This is a genomic window from Rhodococcus sp. WMMA185, assembly GCF_001767395.1.
Classification (GTDB): domain Bacteria; phylum Actinomycetota; class Actinomycetes; order Mycobacteriales; family Mycobacteriaceae; genus Rhodococcus_F.
In genome coordinates, this window is sequence record NZ_CP017014.1 from 2,142,043 (window position 1) to 2,160,375 (window position 18,333).

15 protein-coding genes are annotated in these 18,333 nt (G+C 65.7%); all 15 read right to left on the minus strand.

Features of this window, described 5'->3' with window-relative positions:
- Nucleotides 1-95: 95 nt before the first annotated feature.
- Nucleotides 96-773, minus strand: coding sequence for a cell division protein SepF (locus BFN03_RS09475; protein ID WP_070378806.1), 678 nt, complete (start codon nucleotides 771-773; stop codon nucleotides 96-98).
- An 85-nt stretch (nucleotides 774-858) separates the two neighbouring features.
- Complete coding sequence (locus tag BFN03_RS09480; protein ID WP_070380773.1) at nucleotides 859-1,584, minus strand: YggS family pyridoxal phosphate-dependent enzyme; 726 nt, start codon at nucleotides 1,582-1,584, stop codon at nucleotides 859-861.
- Between the two features lie 75 nt (nucleotides 1,585-1,659).
- On the minus strand, nucleotides 1,660-2,397 hold the full coding sequence (gene pgeF / locus BFN03_RS09485) for a peptidoglycan editing factor PgeF (protein ID WP_070378807.1): 738 nt from the start codon (nucleotides 2,395-2,397) through the stop codon (nucleotides 1,660-1,662).
- Complete coding sequence (ftsZ, locus tag BFN03_RS09490; protein WP_070378808.1) at nucleotides 2,394-3,590, minus strand: cell division protein FtsZ; 1,197 nt, start codon at nucleotides 3,588-3,590, stop codon at nucleotides 2,394-2,396. Before ftsZ ends, pgeF begins: the two co-directional genes overlap by 4 nt.
- Nucleotides 3,591-3,804: 214 nt before the next feature.
- Nucleotides 3,805-4,383 (minus strand): cell division protein FtsQ/DivIB, encoded by a 579-nt coding sequence (locus tag BFN03_RS09495; protein ID WP_070380775.1) that lies wholly within the window; start codon nucleotides 4,381-4,383, stop codon nucleotides 3,805-3,807.
- Nucleotides 4,384-4,619: 236 nt separating this feature from the next.
- Nucleotides 4,620-6,131 (minus strand): UDP-N-acetylmuramate--L-alanine ligase, encoded by a 1,512-nt coding sequence (murC, locus tag BFN03_RS09500; protein WP_070378809.1) that lies wholly within the window; start codon nucleotides 6,129-6,131, stop codon nucleotides 4,620-4,622.
- Complete coding sequence (murG, locus tag BFN03_RS09505; protein ID WP_070378810.1) at nucleotides 6,128-7,276, minus strand: undecaprenyldiphospho-muramoylpentapeptide beta-N-acetylglucosaminyltransferase; 1,149 nt, start codon at nucleotides 7,274-7,276, stop codon at nucleotides 6,128-6,130. The genes murC and murG overlap by 4 nt, the downstream gene beginning before the upstream one ends.
- Nucleotides 7,273-8,805, minus strand: coding sequence for a putative lipid II flippase FtsW (ftsW, locus tag BFN03_RS09510; protein WP_070378811.1), 1,533 nt, complete (start codon nucleotides 8,803-8,805; stop codon nucleotides 7,273-7,275). The genes murG and ftsW overlap by 4 nt, the downstream gene beginning before the upstream one ends.
- On the minus strand, nucleotides 8,802-10,328 hold the full coding sequence (gene murD, locus BFN03_RS09515) for a UDP-N-acetylmuramoyl-L-alanine--D-glutamate ligase (RefSeq protein ID WP_070378812.1): 1,527 nt from the start codon (nucleotides 10,326-10,328) through the stop codon (nucleotides 8,802-8,804). Before murD ends, ftsW begins: the two co-directional genes overlap by 4 nt.
- A gap of 4 nt (nucleotides 10,329-10,332) precedes the next feature.
- Nucleotides 10,333-11,409, minus strand: coding sequence for a phospho-N-acetylmuramoyl-pentapeptide-transferase (gene mraY, locus BFN03_RS09520; protein WP_070378813.1), 1,077 nt, complete (start codon nucleotides 11,407-11,409; stop codon nucleotides 10,333-10,335).
- Nucleotides 11,406-12,920 (minus strand): UDP-N-acetylmuramoyl-tripeptide--D-alanyl-D-alanine ligase, encoded by a 1,515-nt coding sequence (locus BFN03_RS09525; RefSeq protein ID WP_070378814.1) that lies wholly within the window; start codon nucleotides 12,918-12,920, stop codon nucleotides 11,406-11,408. Before BFN03_RS09525 ends, mraY begins: the two co-directional genes overlap by 4 nt.
- Nucleotides 12,917-14,560, minus strand: coding sequence for a UDP-N-acetylmuramoyl-L-alanyl-D-glutamate--2,6-diaminopimelate ligase (locus tag BFN03_RS09530; protein ID WP_442971874.1), 1,644 nt, complete (start codon nucleotides 14,558-14,560; stop codon nucleotides 12,917-12,919). The genes BFN03_RS09525 and BFN03_RS09530 overlap by 4 nt, the downstream gene beginning before the upstream one ends.
- 171 nt (nucleotides 14,561-14,731) lie before the next feature.
- A complete protein-coding gene (locus BFN03_RS09535) occupies nucleotides 14,732-16,579 on the minus strand; it encodes a peptidoglycan D,D-transpeptidase FtsI family protein (RefSeq protein WP_070378815.1) in 1,848 nt (615 codons plus the stop codon).
- Nucleotides 16,576-17,250 (minus strand): FtsB family cell division protein, encoded by a 675-nt coding sequence (locus BFN03_RS09540; RefSeq protein WP_070378816.1) that lies wholly within the window; start codon nucleotides 17,248-17,250, stop codon nucleotides 16,576-16,578. The genes BFN03_RS09535 and BFN03_RS09540 overlap by 4 nt, the downstream gene beginning before the upstream one ends.
- A complete protein-coding gene (gene rsmH, locus BFN03_RS09545) occupies nucleotides 17,247-18,263 on the minus strand; it encodes a 16S rRNA (cytosine(1402)-N(4))-methyltransferase RsmH (RefSeq protein ID WP_070380776.1) in 1,017 nt (338 codons plus the stop codon). Before rsmH ends, BFN03_RS09540 begins: the two co-directional genes overlap by 4 nt.
- Nucleotides 18,264-18,333 lie beyond the last annotated feature (70 nt).

An 18,333-nucleotide genomic window follows, 5' to 3' on the forward strand; every position in this document is an offset into this window, starting at 1 on the left:
AGCGCAGCCAGGGCGTTCTCCGCCACAGTCACCGAGGATCGCGCCGGGGGCGGACATACGATCACGATGGTCGTCTCCGCCGACCGCGCGCGTGTTTACTTCTGACTGTAAAACCCCGTCTCCGCTATCCGACGGCGCTCCTCAGCGGACACATCGATGTCTGCGGGTGACAGAAGGAATACCTTCGTGGCGACCTTGTCGATCGATCCACGCAACGCAAATGCGAGTCCCGCAGCGAAATCCACGAGTCGCGTGGCATCGGCATTGCTCATCTCGACGAGGTCCATGATGACAGGGCTGCCTTCTCGGAACCGCTCACCGATGATGCGGGCCTCGGCATAATCTCGGGGGCGAAGCGTCGTGATCTTGGACAGGGGGCCACCCTCGTCGAAGAGCGGGCCGCGATGAGCTTCCACCCGCTCCGAGCGGTTGTCGACGGCAAGCGCGCCACGTGTGCTCCCACGCATCGAACCACTCGCGCCCGAACGGGTCGATCGAATACCCACAGGTTCTACCCGCGAGTTGTGCCTCGGAGCCTCGTAGTGGTCGAACTCTTCGTCCCGCTCGTCACGGCGGCCGGGCGTGTAGGCGCCGGGGCTGAAGGTCGATTCCGGGAAATCCCGATCGTCGCGGTCCGCGTATGAGTCACGACCGCTGTCGCGGGCGGGTCGAGGGGTCCGCCGAGTGTGTTCCGGCTCGTCCAGGTACTCGTCCTCGTAGTCCTCGAGAGGAACCATGCCGAAGTAAGCCTTGAACTTGTGCAGACTGCTCATTGATCGACCTTCCTTGGCGTGGCGGACAAAATCCTACTGCACGCGGCAGCAGCGGTGTGGACCGGTAGTCGATCACCTGGGCGACCTAATCTGAGGTTATAGGCCTCGAACCCAACAGCGCGGTTCCGACACGCACGCAGGTGGAACCATGTCGAACGGCCGCCTCGAGATCATTCGTCATACCAGCCGACAGTTCCGTCGCCTCCGGATGCTCGAGGCATAGGCGGTCGTGAATTTCCCGTAGTTCCCCGAATGCCGCATCGGGGTCGGCGTCGATGGGCGGAATCGCCATCAGCCCTCGGTACTCCAAACCCGGCGAAGACTGCACCTGTTCGGCAAGGTGCTCGAGATCGGAAACGGCCGCCCCGCCCCGTTGCGGGTCACCGTCGAGACTCACTTGGAGCAGTACCCGCAAAGGTTCGGTCCGCTCCCCCGACTCGAGGGCCGTCGTCGCGGCCCGACCGAGCGCGCCGACGAGGCGTTCGCGGTCCAACGAGTGAATGGAGTAGGCCCAGCGCGCAACCGACCTGGACTTGTTCCGCTGGAGGTGCCCGATCATGTGCCACCGCACCGACTGATCAGGCACCTGAGCGCGGAACGCCTTGATCTTCGAAGTGGCCTCCTGCTCGCGCGACTCCGCGAAGTCCCGGCACCCGAGGTCGTAGAGAATGCGGACATCGGATTCGGGGAAGAACTTGGTCACCGGAAGGAGCGACACCTCCGATGAATCTCGACCCGCCGCCCGGCAGGCAGCATCGAGCCGTCGGCGCACAGCCTCGAGTGCGGCCTCGATCTCGCCGGCCCTGCTCATCGTTTTCACTCCCACATCGAAATCTCTCGACGCCGATCTCTCGACGTCGGCGACAGCGCTCACGCGCCGGTCGACTCAGTATCCATCCGAATCCATCCAAATCACCGCAGCGAGTCGACCCGTTCGAGCGTCACGGCGGTGACTGAACAAGGTCCGGTCCTCGATGGTGCACCGCGGGTCCTCGGCAACCCCTGACACGCCCGCATCGAGGAGTTGCCTACGAATACCCGCCCGTAGGTCGAGACCCGGAGTCCCCCTGGAAGTGCGGGTGGCACTTCCGGGGAGGAACTTCTCGACGTCCGCCTGCATCGCCGCTGGAACCTCGTACCGGCGCCCGCTCGCCGCCGGCCCGAGGAACCCACCGATCCGCTCGATCCTCGCACCGTGGGCCACCATGACCTCGAGAACCCGCGGAACGATGCCTATGCGGGCACCGATCCGGCCCGCATGGACGGCAGCGACCACCCCCGCCTCGTCATCGGACAGCAGCACCGGTACACAGTCCGCGCTCAATACCGCGAGCGCGAGTCCCGGAACCGTCGTCACCAGCGCGTCCGTCGCTTGCACGGCCGTGTCGGTAGGCCCGTCGACCACGGTCACATTGCGGCCGTGAATCTGCTCCATCCAGATCAGATGGTCGTCCGGGACACCGATCTGCGCCGCGAGTCGACGCCGGTTCGCTTCGACGGCTACAGGGTCGTCCCCGACGTGATCACCGAGATTGAAGGAGTCGTAGGGCTCTGCCGAGGCACCTCCGACACGTGAGGTGACGACTCGTCGAACCCGGAACTGCTGTGCGGACGACGAACTCAACGCATGAAGTCGGGCACGTTGATGTCGTCCTCGGTTTCCTCATCGAATGTGGAGGAAGGACGAGACTGTGCCTTGCCCGGCAGCGGGGGCAGGTTGTTCGAATTCCGGTGCGGAGAGGCGATCGTTTCGCGTGTCACCGAAACCGACTCGCCTTGCTGCTCGGCTGACCCGACATCATCACCTGCACGCGCCGCACCGATGGCGCTACGACCCGCCGCGCCGGACTCCACGGGACGACGCGTGGGGGTGCCACCGTCGAATCCGGCGGCGATCACGGTGACGCGCACCTCGTCGCCGAGCGAATCATCGATGACCGTACCGAAGATGATGTTGGCGTCGATGTGAGCAGCTTCCTGCACCAGCGACGCGGCCTCGTTGATCTCGAAAAGGCCTAGGTCACTGCCACCGGCAATCGAGAGCAGTACGCCGCGTGCACCCTCCATCGACGCCTCCAGGAGCGGAGAGTTGATCGCTGCTTCGGCAGCTTTGATCGCACGACCCTCGCCGCGGGAGGACCCGATGCCCATCAGTGCGCTTCCTGCGCCCGACATGACGCCCTTGACGTCGGCGAAGTCGACGTTGATCAGACCCGGAGTCGTGATGAGGTCGGTGATGCCCTGAACGCCATTGAGTAGCACCTCGTCTGCGCTGACGAAGGCATCCATCAGGGTGACCGCAGCGTCTCCGAGTTGGAGTAGACGATCATTCGGGATGACGATGAGCGTGTCGCAGGATTCACGCAGCGACTGTATGCCTGTGTCGGCCTGACTCCCGCGCCGCTTGCCCTCGAACGAGAACGGGCGCGTGACGACACCTACTGTGAGCGCCCCGAGCTTGCGCGCGATGCTCGCCACGACCGGTGCGCCGCCGGTGCCCGTACCGCCGCCCTCGCCTGCGGTCACGAACACCATGTCGGCACCCTTGAGGACTTCCTCGATCTCGTCCTTGTGGTCCTCGGCCGCTTTTCGACCGACTTCGGGATCGGCGCCGGCACCGAGCCCTCGGGTGAGCTCCCGGCCGACGTCGAGCTTGACGTCGGCGTCGCTCATCAGCAGCGCTTGCGCGTCGGTGTTGACAGCGATGAACTCGACTCCCTTGAGTCCCTGGTCGATCATCCGGTTGACCGCGTTCACGCCGCCGCCGCCGATGCCGACGACCTTGATTACGGCGAGGTAGTTGTGCGGGGGCGTCATCGGCTCTCGCCTTCCGTGAGTGTGAATTGCGCTTTGGTACGACACATCAGCCGAGGCAAACTCTCAACCTGAACCATAGGGTCAGGTCTATGTCAAGTGCTCGACTAGAACGAAACGCTATGCACCAGTTTGTGGATACGCCATTAGGCGCGCCGAGACGCGACAAGTTATTTGACGAACCCGCACACCGGTCTCGCATCCGAGTTCCGCTCTGTCATCGTACAGTCGGCAGATCGGGACTCGACACGTCGTACGTCTGCCCAGGCTGGGTCAGCAGAGGCAGTGTGACCGCCCCCTTACGCGCGGAATTCTCGGTACCGCCCCACATCACGACCCGGCCGTCGAGGAGGGTCACTGCAATGTCCGAAATCGAATTCGCGGCAATCTGTCCCACTTGACCTCGCAGTTGCGGCGGCATCGACTCCAGCACATCCAAGGCCGCCTCCGTCGCCTGATCACCCCAACCGGGGTTCTCGGTCACCAATCGTGGAACACCGGGTGGGGGCGGCGCGATCTCGTAGTCGACGGCGTCCGCATCCAGGAGGTGCGTACCGTCCGGGGTGTCGATGAACACGACGGGAACCCGATCAGTCACAGTGACCCGGATGGTGGACGGATACACGCGTTGCACCCGCACGGACGCCACTTTGGGGATCTCCGCCACCCTCCCGGCAGCGGACTGCGTGTCGACCCGCAACAGAGGTTGCCCGCGCGGGACAGCCAGAACGGAGCGAATCTGCTCCTCCGGGATCGAGGTAGCCCCGGTGACGTCGACCTCGCGCACAGAAAGCAGCGGCGTGAACCAGGCGACGAGGCCGAGCGATACGACGAGGACGGCAACGGCGAAGCCAACTACGAGCGGCCTGCGGTACCACGGGCGGGGTGGCCCCTCCGCTGCCGACTTTCTTGCAGCCGAACCCGATTCCCGTGCACGCCCCGTCGGCCTCTTGCGCGGAACAGTCGGCTTGCTCGATACCGTTTTCCTGCGCGATGTCGTACCCCGTTTGGGCCGCTCACGACGCTCCCGGTTCATCGCCGGAGGTTGTGGCGCGGCGCCGCACGAAGCGCATCGAGGATCTGGTTGCCCAGCATCGTCACGTCACCGGCACCCATTGTGATCACAACGTCTCCGGGCGACGCGAGAGCCGCGACCTGGCGCGGGACCTGTGACAGATCGGGCTGATAGTGCACCGGCTTGGACACCGCCTGCGCGACCAGCGCGCCGCTGACACCAGGCAACGGTTCTTCCCTGGCGCCATAAACGTCGAGCACGACGACTTCGTCCGCAAGATCGAGTGCTTTCCCGAATTCCCCCGCGAATGTTGCTGTGCGGGAGTACAGGTGAGGCTGAAACACCACGATGACCTTGCCCCTTCGCACCTGGTCTTCGGACTCGCCGCGGTCGGCCTCCTGAGGTTGCAGAACCAGGTCGGCTGCAGCACCGAGTACGGCGCGGACCTCGGTGGGGTGATGCGCGTAGTCGTCGAACACGCGGACCCCGTGTTCACGCCCGGTGAACTGGAACCGCCGGTGCACTCCCCCGAATCCAGCGATGCCCTCGAGGATCTCGTCCACGTCGGCACCGGCTTCGCGTGCCGCGAGCACCGCGGCCAAGGCGTTGAGCGCCATGTGCCGGCCCGGCACCCCCATCCGAACGGTCCTCGACGCCTGTTCTCCAGCCAACTGGAATTGCAGGACTCCGCCGACGTCCCTGGGCTCGAAGCCGAGCAGTCGCGCACCGACCTCGACGCCGTCGACCGGATCGAATGCACCGTCGGCGACCTCGGCGCTGCCGTACCCGAGTACCCGTACCCCCGGTAGTTGCTTTGCAGCCACCCGCCGAGCGAGCGCCGCTGACCCGGGGTCGTCGAGGCAGGCAACGAGAAGGCCGCCCGGTGAGAGCCGGGCAGCGAAGTCGTCGAATACCTGCGTATACGCCTCAGGGGTGCCGAAGTGGTCGAGATGGTCGGCCTCGATGTTCGTCACGACGACGACATCGGGGTCGTACTGGAGCAGCGAACCGTCGCTCTCGTCGGCCTCGGCCACGAATACGTCGCCGCTGCCGTGATGGGCGTTGGTGCCCGCCTCATTCAATTCACCGCCGACAGCGAACGACGGATCGAACACACAATGCTGCAATGCGACCACCACCATCGACGTCGTCGATGTCTTCCCGTGAGTGCCCGACACCAGCACGGTGCGATGTCCCCGCATCAAGGATGCGAGGACCGTGGGACGCAAGATCACCGGAATTCCGCGACGGCCCGCCTCCACGAGTTCGGGATTGTCCTTGGGTATCGCACCGTGCGTGGTGACCACTGCTGTCGGGCCACCGGGCAGAATGTCGAGCGCCCCGGCGTCATGGCCAATGCGGATCTCCGCACCACGAGCACGAAGCGCCAGTACGCCGCGGCTCTCCTTTGCATCGGATCCGGAAACCTGTCCGCCCCGGGCCAGCAGGATCCGTGCGATTCCGGACATTCCGGCCCCGCCGATCCCGACCATGTGGACGCGTTCCAAGTCCGGGGGCAAATCGGTCATCGGGTTCCCCTTGTCAGCACGGCTACGTCGAGCACGATCCGCGCAACCTCAGCGGCTGCGCTCCGGTGACCCGCCCCGGCCGCACGGCGTCCCATGTCCGCGAGTCGCACGGGATCACGCAGCAAGGGGATCACGGTCTCCGCGATGAACCCGGCGGACAGATCTCCATCGCCAACGATCATGCCACCCCCGGCCGCGACGACCGGTCGCGCATTCAATTCCTGCTCGCCGTTCCCGTGCGGCAGGGGTACATACACCGCCGGAAGACCCACGGCCGACACCTCTGCCACTGTCATCGCACCGGAGCGGCAGATTGCGACGTCCGCCGCCGAATACGCGAGATCCATCCGCGACAGATACGGAACCGCCACGTAGGGTGGGGCGCCCACCGTCGCCGGAACTTCGACAGTGTTCTTCGGCCCGTGCGCGTGAATGACCGCCACACCGGCCGAGCCGAGCGACCCTGCCGCGGCCGACACCGCGTCGTTGAGCGACCGTGCGCCTTGCGAGCCCCCGAAGACCAACAGGACCGGGCCCTCCGCTGGGAGCCCGAAGTACTCGCGTGCCTGCGCCCGAAGCGCCGCCCGGTCCAGACCGGCGATCGATGCCCGCACCGGGATTCCAATGACCTCAGCTTCAGCGCGCCCGCGCGCAGCGACACCGGAATCGGGGACCGCGGCGAGTACGCGTGCGGCACGCCGGGCCCCGATCTTGTTCGCGATTCCGGCACTCGCGTTCGCCTCGTGGACCACGATCGGAATCCGCCGCCGCCGCCGGAGTCCCCCCCGACCGGCGGCCAAGTACGCGGGCACGGAGACGTAGCCTCCGAATCCGACGATCACGTCGGCTTCCGTCTCGTCGAGCACCTCACGTGTACGCCGCACCGACTCCCGGAGCCGGCCCGGAAGCCGCAGCAGATCGAGCGAGGGTTTGCGCGGCAAGGGCACCGGGGGAATGAGCTCGAGCGGGTACCCCCGCTCGGGGACCAGGGTGGTTTCGAGTCCACGCGGGGTACCGATTGCAGTTACCATCACGCTGTCGTCGATCGCCTTGATGGCATCGGCCACTGCCAGAGCGGGTTCGATATGCCCGGCGGTACCACCACCGGCCACGATCACCGACAGGACGGAATTGTCGCCGCTCACCTACGAAATCCTCGCTCTTCTGCTCGGCCACCCGAGCTTCGCTGTCCACGCACACCCCGTTCTGGTGTGCGACCCTTCCCACCCGATGCGGGTCGGCCCTTCCCGTATGAGACCCTGCGGGTACGCACAGCCGCCTCACGATCGGCGCGCCGATCGGCCTCCGCACGCCGGACCGCGACCGCCCGCGCGGTGGCGGCACGCACCGGCGAGTACACATCCGGCTTTCTCAGGAGTCTGCCGAATCGGGTGTCCTGGCCCGCGTTCAGCGCCGCGACGGCCTCCGGTTCATGCCGCGCTGCGTTGGCGACGAGGCCGAACATGAACAAGGTAGTGGCCGTCGACGTTCCGCCCGCGGAGACCAGGGGCAACTGCAATCCGGTTACCGGCAGCAGCCCGATCACGTATCCCACATTGATGAAGGCCTGGCCGGTGATCCACACGGTGGCCGTACCGGTGAGCAACCGCAGAAACGGATCCACCGATCGGGCGGCGATACGGAGTCCGGTGTAGACGAACAGGCCGAACAATCCGAGCACCGCCGCGCCGCCGACGTACCCGAGTTCTTCCCCGATGATCGCGAAGATGAAGTCGTTGTGAGCGTTCGGCAGATAACTCCACTTCGCGCGACTCTGCCCCAAACCACGCCCGAGGAATCCGCCGTCGGCGAGCGAGTACATCGCCTGTCGAGACTGATAGCCGACACCCTGGGGATCTGTGCCCGGGTTGAAGAACTCGCGCATTCGTGCGGATCGATAACCGGCGGTCAGCGCCAGGATCACGGTGCCGACGAAACCGGTGCCGACGATCGCTATGAACAATTTGAGCGGCAGTCCCGCGAACCACAGCAACGCCAGCACGATGATGGCGAGGGAGACGGTCGTTCCGAGGTCGGGCTGCAGGAGAATCAGCACGAGGACCACAAGCGCCGCCGGAACGAGCGGAACGAGCATGCCCTTCACGCTCGAGACGTCGGGGCGCCGCGAGGCCAGAAGATGCGCACCCCAGACCGCCAGCGCGATCTTCGCCACTTCCGAGGGCTGCAGCCCGAATCCGGCGACGACGAACCAGCCGCGGGTGCCACCGAGTTCCGTGCCGATGCCGGGAATCAGAACCAGGATGAGAAGGACGACCGTGCCGGCAAACGCGAAGAACGACAATCGGCGCAGCAGCCGGATGGGAAGCTGCAGCGCCACATAGAAGAGGATGGCACCGAGACCCGCGAAGGACACCTGCCGTGTGAACAGGGTGTACGCCGAACCGTCGGAGGCGTACGCCTCGACGCTCGAGGACGACAGCACCATCACGAGGCCGAGCACGGTCAACAGAGCGGCGATGGTCAAAACGAGGTGGAACGAGGCCAGCGGACGAGCCAACCAGGTCCCGATCCGGGTGCGCGGCGGACGTGGCGGTGGCTTGCGTGTCTTGGGACCGGACGATGCTTGACGAGCCGTCCTTGGCGCGGCGCTCTCGCGAACGCGGGGCCGTTGACCGCCGGAAGCCCGGCGGGTCCGCGATCCGGCGGAGGTCATCGCAGCTTCCTGGAGATGTCCGACTCGTCGAGCCTCCCAACGGCGTCCGCAAAGCTACGTCCGCGGTGACCGTAGCTGTCGAACATGTCGAGGGACGCCGCTGCGGGTGCCAGAACGACGGCATCTCCCGCTCTCGCCAAGGCCGCAGCCTCACGGACGACGACGCCCATCAGGGCATCGCCATCAGTATCCGAGGCGAGTACGACGCGCTGCGGCACGGTCCGCGACCAACCCTGCGCGCCCCGTACACGTGGGGCTTCGATCACTCCTGCATCGTCTCCCCTTTCGACGCGGACTACCGGTACCTCCGGGGCGTGTCGCGCAAGCGACTCCGCAATCTGCGGCGCGTCGAGCCCGAGTAGAACGGCTCCGGCAAGGCGTCCGGCCACCTCCTCAACCAAGTCGTCGACCCGCGCACCCTTGAGTTGTCCGCCTGCGATCCAGACCAACCGCTCGTGAGCGAGAATCGACGATCGGGCCGCGTGCGGGTTGGTCGCCTTGGAATCGTCGACGAACGTCACACCCCCGACCGTCGCGACGCGCGCCGCGCGGTGCGGACCCACCACATGGTTGGCGAGACCTTCGGCGACGGCATCTGGCCCGACCCCGACGGCCCGTGCAAGTGCTGCCGCGGCCAGGGCGTCCATCAGACCGGCAGGTCCGGGCGGGACGATTCCTTGTGCCGGAGCCAATCGCTCACCATCTGCGAACGCTCGGTCTACGAGATACCCGCCTTCGACACCCAACTCGCCCGATTCCGGCGCACCCAGCCGGAACCCCAGGGTCCGGGGCGCCGGCGACGACGAACGGAGCGATGAAGCAACGGCGTCGTCCAAACCCAGAATCGCTACCTCGCCGGACAACGCCCGCGACTTCGCGTCGATGTACGCCTGCATGCCTCCGTGCCAGTCGAGGTGGTCCTCGGCGATATTGAGGATCGCGCCGGCCGCGGGTCGGACCGAGGGTGCCCAGTGCAACTGGAAGGAAGACAGTTCCACCGCCAGCACGGCCGCCCGAGGCGCGGTCTCCCGTAGGGCATCGAGCACGGGAAGTCCGATGTTGCCGCAGGCCTGGCTCGGCAATCTGGCCGCCTCGAGGATGGAATGCAGCATCGAGGTCGTAGTGGTCTTGCCGTTGGTGCCGGTCACGACCAGCCACTGTCGCGGTGGTCCGTACAGCCCGGCTCGATCCACCTGCCAGGACAGTTCGATGTCGCCCCAGACGGGCACTTGCGCGTCGGCGGCGAGAGTCAGTACAGGGGCGTCCGGGCGAAAACCGGGGCTGGCCACGACCAGCGCGAATTCGGCGATACGATCCCGGTCGGCGAGCAAATCGTCGATCAGGATGGTCGCGGCACCCTGACGCGCACACGCCCCGAGGGCGTCGGCGTCCGAGTCGGTAACAGTGACGAGGGCACCGAGGTCACCGAGGGGCTCGATGGTAGCCCTACCGGAAATGCCCGCACCCGCGACGAGGACACTTCTGCCACGCAGCCATTCGAGCCTGCCGCGTTCCTCCGCCACGACGTCAGCCCTCGACCGCTGCCAGATACTCGCTGAAGAACAGCGCCAGACCGATCGCCGAAGCGATGGCCGCCAGCAACCAGAAGCGGATGATCACCGTGGTTTCCGCCCATCCGGCGAGTTCGAAGTGATGGTGGAAGGGGGCCATCCGGAAGACCCGTCTTCGACTGGACCGGAAGACCGCAACCTGGATGACCACAGATGCCGCCTCAGCGACGAACAGCGCACCGATCACAACCATGAGCAGTTCCGTGCGGGACGTGATCGACAAACCCGCGAGGAGGCCGCCGAGCGCGAGGGAACCGGTGTCACCCATGAAAATCTTGGCAGGCGCGGCGTTCCACCACAGGAATCCGATGCACGCGCCGGCAGCCGCCGCCGAAATCACCGCGAGGTCGAGCGGATCCCGAACGTCATAGCATCCGGCGACCGGAGTCACACACGCGTTGTGGTACTGCCAGTACGTGATGATCACGTACGTCCCGAGCACCAGGCTCATCGAACCGGCCGCGAGACCATCCAACCCGTCGGTGAGATTGACGGCGTTCGACCACGCACTGACCAGCAGGTAGCAGAAGGCGACGAAGACGACCGCACCCAGTGAGACCGTCGCGATATCGCGAACATAAGACAGGTGCGTACTGCCGGGTGTGAGGCCGTTCTCCCCGCGGAACTGCAGAGCGAGGATGCCGAATGTCACAGCAGCGACCAACTGGCCGACCAGTTTCGCCGTCTTGTTCAGTCCCAGATTGCGCTGCTTGCGGATCTTGATGAAGTCGTCGAGGAAGCCGACAGCGCCGAGCGCGGTCGTCAGACCCAGCACCAGCAGTCCCGACGCCGACGGTCCGTCTGCGCCATAACCCATGCCGATCAGATGCGCGCCCCAGTAACCGGCCCACAACCCGGCCAGGATGGCGACGCCACCCATGGTCGGGGTGCCGCGCTTCGCGTGGTGACTCTCCGGACCCTCGGTCCGAATTTCCTGGCCGAACCCTTGGCGGGAGAAGGCCTTGACCAGAACCGGGGTCAGCATGATCGAGACGGCGAGCGCGATACCCGCTGCGAAGAGGATCTGTCTCACTGCTCGGCCTCCGAACCCTTCGGCCCCGTAGTTTCTGCCAGCACCGCGTCCGCGACCTCCCACAACCCGATGGACTTCGACGCCTTGACCAAAACCAGGTCGCCCGGTTGCAACTGTTCTTCGAGCACTGCGACTGCCCCGGCAATGTCGGGGACGAGGATCGACTCCTCACCCCACGAACCCTCCATTACCGCGCCCTGATGCATAGCGCGCGAGGGCCGGCCGGTTCCGACGACGATCAGCCGGCTCACGTCCAACCGGACCGCAAATCTGCCGATCGCGTCATGTTCGACCACCGATTCCGGGCCCAGCTCGGCCATTTCGCCCAGTACAGCCCAACTTCGACGCGCCTGACCGCGACCCGTCCTCGCCATCGACACCAGAGCCTTGATCGCGGCCCGCATCGAATCGGGATTCGCGTTGTACGAATCGTTGATCACCGTGACACCGTCTGGGCGATCGCGAACGTCCATCCTGCGGGCCGATACCGCGGAGGCACCACCGAGGACACGAGCGATCTGCTCGAGGTCGGCTCCACACTCGAGCGCCACGGCCGCGGCGGCGAGAGCATTGCCGACCTGGTGCTCACCGTGCACGACCAACGACACCGGGACGCTGCCCGCGGGTGTGGTGAGGGTGAACCGTGCCCTGGCCTTCTCGTCGAGGGTGACGTCGGTCGCCCGTACGTCCGCTGTTTCCGACTGGCCTACCAGCACTACCCGCGCCGACGTGCGTGTCGCCATCGCCGCCACCAGCGGGTCATCGGCGTTGAGGATCGCAACACCACCGTCGGCGGCGGACGGCAACGATTCCACGAGTTCGCCCTTGGCTGCGGCGATAGCGTCCCGCGAGCCGAATTCTCCGAGGTGCGCCGTTCCGACATTGAGGACAACCCCGATTTTCGGGGTAGCGATGTCCGCGAGCGCAGAGATATGGCCACGACCGCGGGCCGACATCTCCAAGACCAGGAATCGTGTGTCAGCGTCCGCCCGTAGAGCGGTCCACGGATGTCCGAGTTCGTTGTTGAACGATCCGGGGGGCGCAACCACCGGCCCCAGCGGGCGCAAGAGCGCGGCGAGCAGGTCCTTGGTGGACGTCTTTCCGGCGGATCCGGTGACACCGACGACGGTCAACCCGTTCGCGGCGAGGCCGTCGACGGAGGCGCGGGCGAGCGACGCCAGGGCCCCCAGTACAGCAGCGCCCGATCCGTCGGCGTCATGTTCGAGAGCCATCGCGCGGCTGGGGACATCACCGGGCTTGGGGGGCAGCACGATGGCGGGCACGCCAACCGGACGGGCAGCCAGTACCGCTACCGCGCCGGCCTCGATGGCAGCGGCCGAATGGTCATGGCCGTCGACGCGGGCGCCGGGCAGAGCGAGAAACAGTCCCCCGTCAGCGATTTCGCGCGAATCGAACTCGACCGTACCGGTCACTTCGACGCACGGATCGTCGACGTCGTGCAGTTCGCCGCCCACGATCTGTGCAATGCGAGCGAGTGTCATGGGGATCATCGCGTTCCTCCGACTACTCGCTCGATCGCAGCGCCCAGTACGTCGCGGTCGTCAAATGGGTACTTCACCCCGTTTATCTCCTGACCGATCTCGTGTCCCTTACCCGCAACCAGAACTACATCGCCTGTTTGCGCCCAACCGACGGCATCGGCAATTGCCTTCGCCCGATCGGCTACTTCCCATACCTGTCCCCGCTCGGGTTCGGGTACATCGAGAGCGCCCTCCCGCACGGCGGCCCGGATCGCGGCCGGATCCTCGGTACGCGGGTTGTCGTCGGTGACGACCACGAGGTCGGCACCGCGCGCGGCCGCGGCACCCATCAGGGGCCGCTTCTGCGCGTCACGGTCACCGCCGGCACCCACCACGATGGCGATCCTGCCTTGCACCTGCTCGCGCAAAGTCGCGATCACTGCTTCGAGCGCGGCGGGTTTGTGCGCGTAGTCGACGACCGCGAGGAAGTCCTGCCCCCGCTCGATCCGCTCCACCCGGCCCGGCACGTCGACGGCGGCAATACCCAGGGCGGCGTCCTGCGGGTCGACGCCGGCAGTCGCGCACAGCGCAATGGCAAGAGAGGCGTTGGCCACGTTGTACCGCCCGGGCAGCCGGAGCACGACCTCATGCGTCGTTCCCTCCGCGGCCGTGAGGGCGAAGGTCTGCGTGCCCGAAGGCGACACCGTCGCGGGACCAGCAGTCCACGAAGCGCCCTCGCCCTGCGGCGTAGTGGCCACCGTCGTCACATCCGAATTCGCGCCCCGCGCCACTTCGGCCATCCGCTGCCCCCACTCGTCATCGACGCAGATGACTGCGCGTTCTGCGTGCGTCGGCGAATCGGCGGAGAAGAGGCGCGACTTGGCCGCAAAGTAGTCCTCGAAGTCACGATGAAAGTCCAAGTGGTCCCGCGAGAGGTTCGTGAACGCACCTATGTCGAAGCGGACTCCATCGACACGGCCGAGGGACAGGGCGTGACTGGATACCTCCATGACCACGGTGTCGACCCCCTGCTCGAGCATGACTGCAAACAAGGCGTGCAGCTGCGGGGCTTCCGGGGTCGTCAGTGCGCTGGGTATCCGTCGCCCACTCATGCGAGTTTCGATGGTGCCGACGAGCCCTGTCGTTCGGCCTGCTGCGATGAGCGCGGACTCGAGCAGATATGACGTCGTGGTCTTGCCCGACGTTCCGGTGATGCCGATCACCTGCATCTGCTCGGAGGGTCGACCGTAGATGGTGGCCGACAATTCGCCCAGTACCCCACGCGGGTTGTCGTGGACGAGTACCGGCACTTCGGATGCGAGCTCGGACACGCGAGCGAACCCGGCTTCGTCGGTGAAGATCGCTGTCGCCCCCCGTCCGAGGGCCTCGGCCGCGAACTCGGCCCCGTGCGTCCGTGCCCCGGGGAGGCCCGCGAACAAGTCGCCCGGTGCTATCGCTTGGGCGCGCAGGCTCACTCCGGTCACGATCACATCATCCGCAGATCCCGTCGGCGCTTCGAGCCGCGCGCCGGTGAGCGCTGCCAACGCGCCGACCGTGGTACGTATGGGGTGCGAGGGGCGAAGGTCGTCGGAGACAGTTACCTCCAGGGACGCCGAGTGCTGGCGAGGCACCTCGCTTGACGCCGATTGTCGGCGGGGCGGAACGGGCACCGGTCTCCTCTCGGATTTCGATCTCACTGTTGGCAACGGCCGCCGTGCACGGTTCGGTACGCAGCGCCGAGGCGGCAACTCACTGTGCCCACGGGAAGACTGTGTTCACGCAGAGGCCGACGTGTCAGATTACCGCGACCGATCTCGGAACCGGATTCGGCCGACCCTCGATCAATCGACTTGCAGCAACAGCTTGTGTCCGGGGTCAGGAGACATCGGCACGCTGTCTCGCTGGAGCATCCAGGACGCGATGTTGTGGAACAAGGGAGCGGCGGACTGCCCGCCGGATCCGTCTGTACTGCGTGTCGGCGCATTGAGCATTATTCCGACAACGTACCGCGGGTCGTCGGAGGGGGCGATCCCGGCGAACGTGATCCAGTACTTCGAGTTCGAGTAGCACCTGCACACCGGATCGACCTGCTGAGCCGTTCCCGTCTTGCCGCTGATCTGGTATCCGTCGACAGCTGCTTGCACCCCGGTTCCCCGTTGGTTGCCTGTGTCGTTCTGGGTGACGGCCCGGAACATGTCGCGCACGGTCCTTGCGGTCTCGGGATTGACGACGGTCACCTCCTCGGGTTTCTCGGTCTCCGTCCGGTTTCCGGTCTCGTCGATCGTCGCCGCAACGATACGAGGCGGGATGCGGACTCCGTCATTGGCGATTGCCTGGTACATGCCGGTCATTTGCAACAACGTCATTGACAAACCCTGGCCGATCGGAAGATTCGCGAACGTACCTCCCGACCATTGGTCGCGACTCGGTACGCTTCCGGCGCTCTCCCCGGGGAGCCCGACGTCGGTGCGCTGGCCGAGGCCGAACCTGGACAACATGTCCGCGTACCGATCCTCACCCACTCGCTGAGCGAGCATGAGGGTGCCCACGTTCGACGACTTACCGAACACCCCCGTGGTCGTGTACGGCACTACATCGTGTGCCCAAGCGTCCTTCACCGTTACGCCCGCCATTGCAATGGAGCCCGGGACCTGGAGCACCTCGTCCGGTGTTGTCAGCCCGTACTCGATAGCTGCGGCAGCGGTGACGATCTTGTTGACAGAACCTGGTTCGAACGGCGTGCTGACCGGAAGGTTGCCCAATTGCGCGGACCGAGGATTATTACCCACGCCGATCGCAGGATTGAACGTGTCGTCATTCGACATGGCGAGCACCTCGCCGGTGCGGGCGTCGAGGACGACCGCTGATGCATCCTTTGCGCCGGACAAGTCCTTGGCCGACTGGACCTGCTGCTGCACGTAGTACTGCAGGTCGGAGTCGATGGTGAGTTCAACGCTCGATCCGTTCACCGCCGGTTGTTTGTCGCGCGAGCTACCGGGGATCACCGCGCCATCGGACCCACGATCGTAGGTCTGCGATCCATCGGTGCCGGCGAGGACGGAATCGAGCGAGTCCTCGAGGCCTAGCAACCCGTGACCGTCCCAACCGGTAGCCCCGACGATGTTCGCTGCGAGAGATCCACCCGGATATTCGCGGACGTCCTGCCGTTCGAGGCCAACCTCGGGAAATTTGTCGCTGATCCGCTCGGCGACGGCAGGATCGACGTTCCGCACGAGATAGACGAATGTCTCGTCACTGTAGAGTTTCTCCAGCAAGTCCTCCTCGGACGCGGCCTCTCCGAGTTGGTCGTGGATCTCCTCCGCTATGGCATCGAGCCGAGAATCCACGTCGGGGGCGGCCTCGCTCTTGGCTCTCGCTTCCTCGAGCTCCTTGCGAATGCGCGTGGGTTGGAAGGTCAGCGCCCTCGCTTCCATGGTGAACGCGATGGGCTTGGCGTTGCGGTCGAGGATCGAACCGCGCAACGCTGGGTCCACCTCCGTTGTCGTTCGCTGATTCGCTGCCTCTGCCGACAGCCGCGGAGAGTCGACAACCTGAATCCACAACAGTTGCAGCGCAGCAACACCGAGCGCTCCGAACATCACAATGCGTCCGATCCGCTGTCTGAACGGAAAGGCCGCCGAACCGGCGCCCTTGGGGCGCCGGCTGGTCCTCGGGGTGTTCCGGCTCACCCGTGATCACCGGACGGCGGTTCAGTCGCCGGAGTGGTGGTCGATGGGATCACCGGAACGAGTTGTTCGCCCCGGGCTTGAATTTCGGGGCTGTCGCCGGTGCTCGGTACAGCGCGCGGTTCCCGTGTCGCAGCGCCGCGAGTCGGCGCCGTCGGGACCAGGATGCCTTCGTTCGTCTGCGGAGCGACGACGTCGAGCGGCGGCACCGGGGAACCCGAAGCCGGAGCAGGGGTTCCGACGACCTCGACGCTGCCGTCCTCATGGACGACAAGTCGTGCGGGATCCTTTGCCGGAACCATGCCCAGCTTTGCTGCCTCCTCCGCCAGTTTCGGCGCGGAGTTGGCAGTCTCTACGTCACGTTCGAGCGCCGCCTTCTGCTGCGCGAGAGCCTGATTCTGCGCACGCGCCGCACTCAACTGGTACGAGTCCTCGGCGGAGCGCGTAGTCAGGAGCAAAGTGACAACCAGGCCGACGCCGAGGAGACCGATGATCGCCGCAACGAACGGGATGCGAGCGGCGAGCGCTGTGCGGTTCCGGCCCGGCGCAGCGTCACCGGAGCCACCGCGTGCGGACGCGCGCTGAGTTCGTTTCTTGTAGGCACGCTCGGCGGCACCCGACCGTTTTTCCGTGCGCGCAGGCCGTGTTGTGGTGGAACTCACCTGAATCGTCATGCCGCCGACCTCCTGGCAATTCTTTCTGCAGCGCGCAACCGCACCGGGGCGGATCGTGGATTCTCTTCAACTTCCTGTTCGGATGCGCGTTCCGCTCCTCGTGTGAGGATGCGGAACTCCGGACCCATTCCAGGCAATTCGACAGGAAGCCCTTCCGGGCTCTTCGACTTCGACCTGGGTGCGATTTCCTGCTTGACGACCCGGTCTTCCAAGGATTGGTATGACATGAACACAACGCGACCTTTTACGGACAACGCGTCGAGAGCAGCCGGCACCGCGGCGCGAAGCGAATCGAGTTCACCGTTGACCTCCACCCGTAGTGCTTGGAACGTCCGTTTGGCCGGGTGTCCCCCGGAACGGCGGGTCGCCGCCGGAATGGTGCGGTACAGCAACTCGACCAGCGCGGCACTGGTAGTGAACGGCTCTTTCGCACGTTGGCGGACGATCTCCGAGGCGATCTTGCCTGCGAATCGCTCCTCGCCGTAGGTACTGAGGATCCGAGCGAGATCGCCGTGGTCGTAGGTGTTGAGCACCTCTGCCGCGGTGATACCGGTGGTCGGGTCCATACGCATGTCGAGAGGCGCGTCGATCGAGTATGCGAAGCCCCGGTCCGACTCGTCGAGTTGCATGGACGACACGCCTAGATCGAACAGAATCCCCTGAACCGACTCCTCCGCAGGCAGACCCGCCTGACCGAGCGCATCGGAGATACCGTCGTACCGAGTGTGAACAAGGGTGATTCGGTCGGCGTAGGGCGCGAGCCTGCTACGAGCGATCTCCAGCGCATTCGGATCACGGTCGAGCCCGATCAATTTCAGCTGAGGGTAAGCCTTGAGAAATCGCTCGGAGTGTCCGCCGAGACCGAGTGTCGCGTCGACCATTACTGCTCCCCCGCCCTGGGGGTCATTCACGGTGAGAGCCGGATCAAGAAGTTGGAGTGCGCGGTCGAGCAACACCGGGATGTGACCGAACCCATCGGCGGGTGAGGAATCCGTTCCCTCCTGATCCACCATCATTCCTCCGGCTCCTGACTCTGTGGTGCGGGTGAACCGGTCCGGTGCCGCGGGTCACTCCCTGAACTTC

Bases quoted from the DNA above. Each gene is read 5' to 3' on its own strand.
- ftsW (WP_070378811.1), bottom strand. From the start codon at position 8,805: ATGACCTCCGCCGGATCGCGGACCCGCCGGGCTTCCGGCGGTCAACGG.
- murC (WP_070378809.1), bottom strand. From the start codon at position 6,131: ATGACCGATTTGCCCCCGGACTTGGAACGCGTCCACATGGTCGGGATC.
- BFN03_RS09540 (WP_070378816.1), bottom strand. From the start codon at position 17,250: ATGACGATTCAGGTGAGTTCCACCACAACACGGCCTGCGCGCACGGAA.
- rsmH (WP_070380776.1), bottom strand. From the start codon at position 18,263: ATGGTGGATCAGGAGGGAACGGATTCCTCACCCGCCGATGGGTTCGGT.
- BFN03_RS09475 (WP_070378806.1), bottom strand. From the start codon at position 773: ATGAGCAGTCTGCACAAGTTCAAGGCTTACTTCGGCATGGTTCCTCTC.
- BFN03_RS09525 (WP_070378814.1), bottom strand. From the start codon at position 12,920: ATGATCCCCATGACACTCGCTCGCATTGCACAGATCGTGGGCGGCGAA.
- ftsZ (WP_070378808.1), bottom strand. From the start codon at position 3,590: ATGACGCCCCCGCACAACTACCTCGCCGTAATCAAGGTCGTCGGCATC.
- BFN03_RS09480 (WP_070380773.1), bottom strand. From the start codon at position 1,584: ATGAGCAGGGCCGGCGAGATCGAGGCCGCACTCGAGGCTGTGCGCCGA.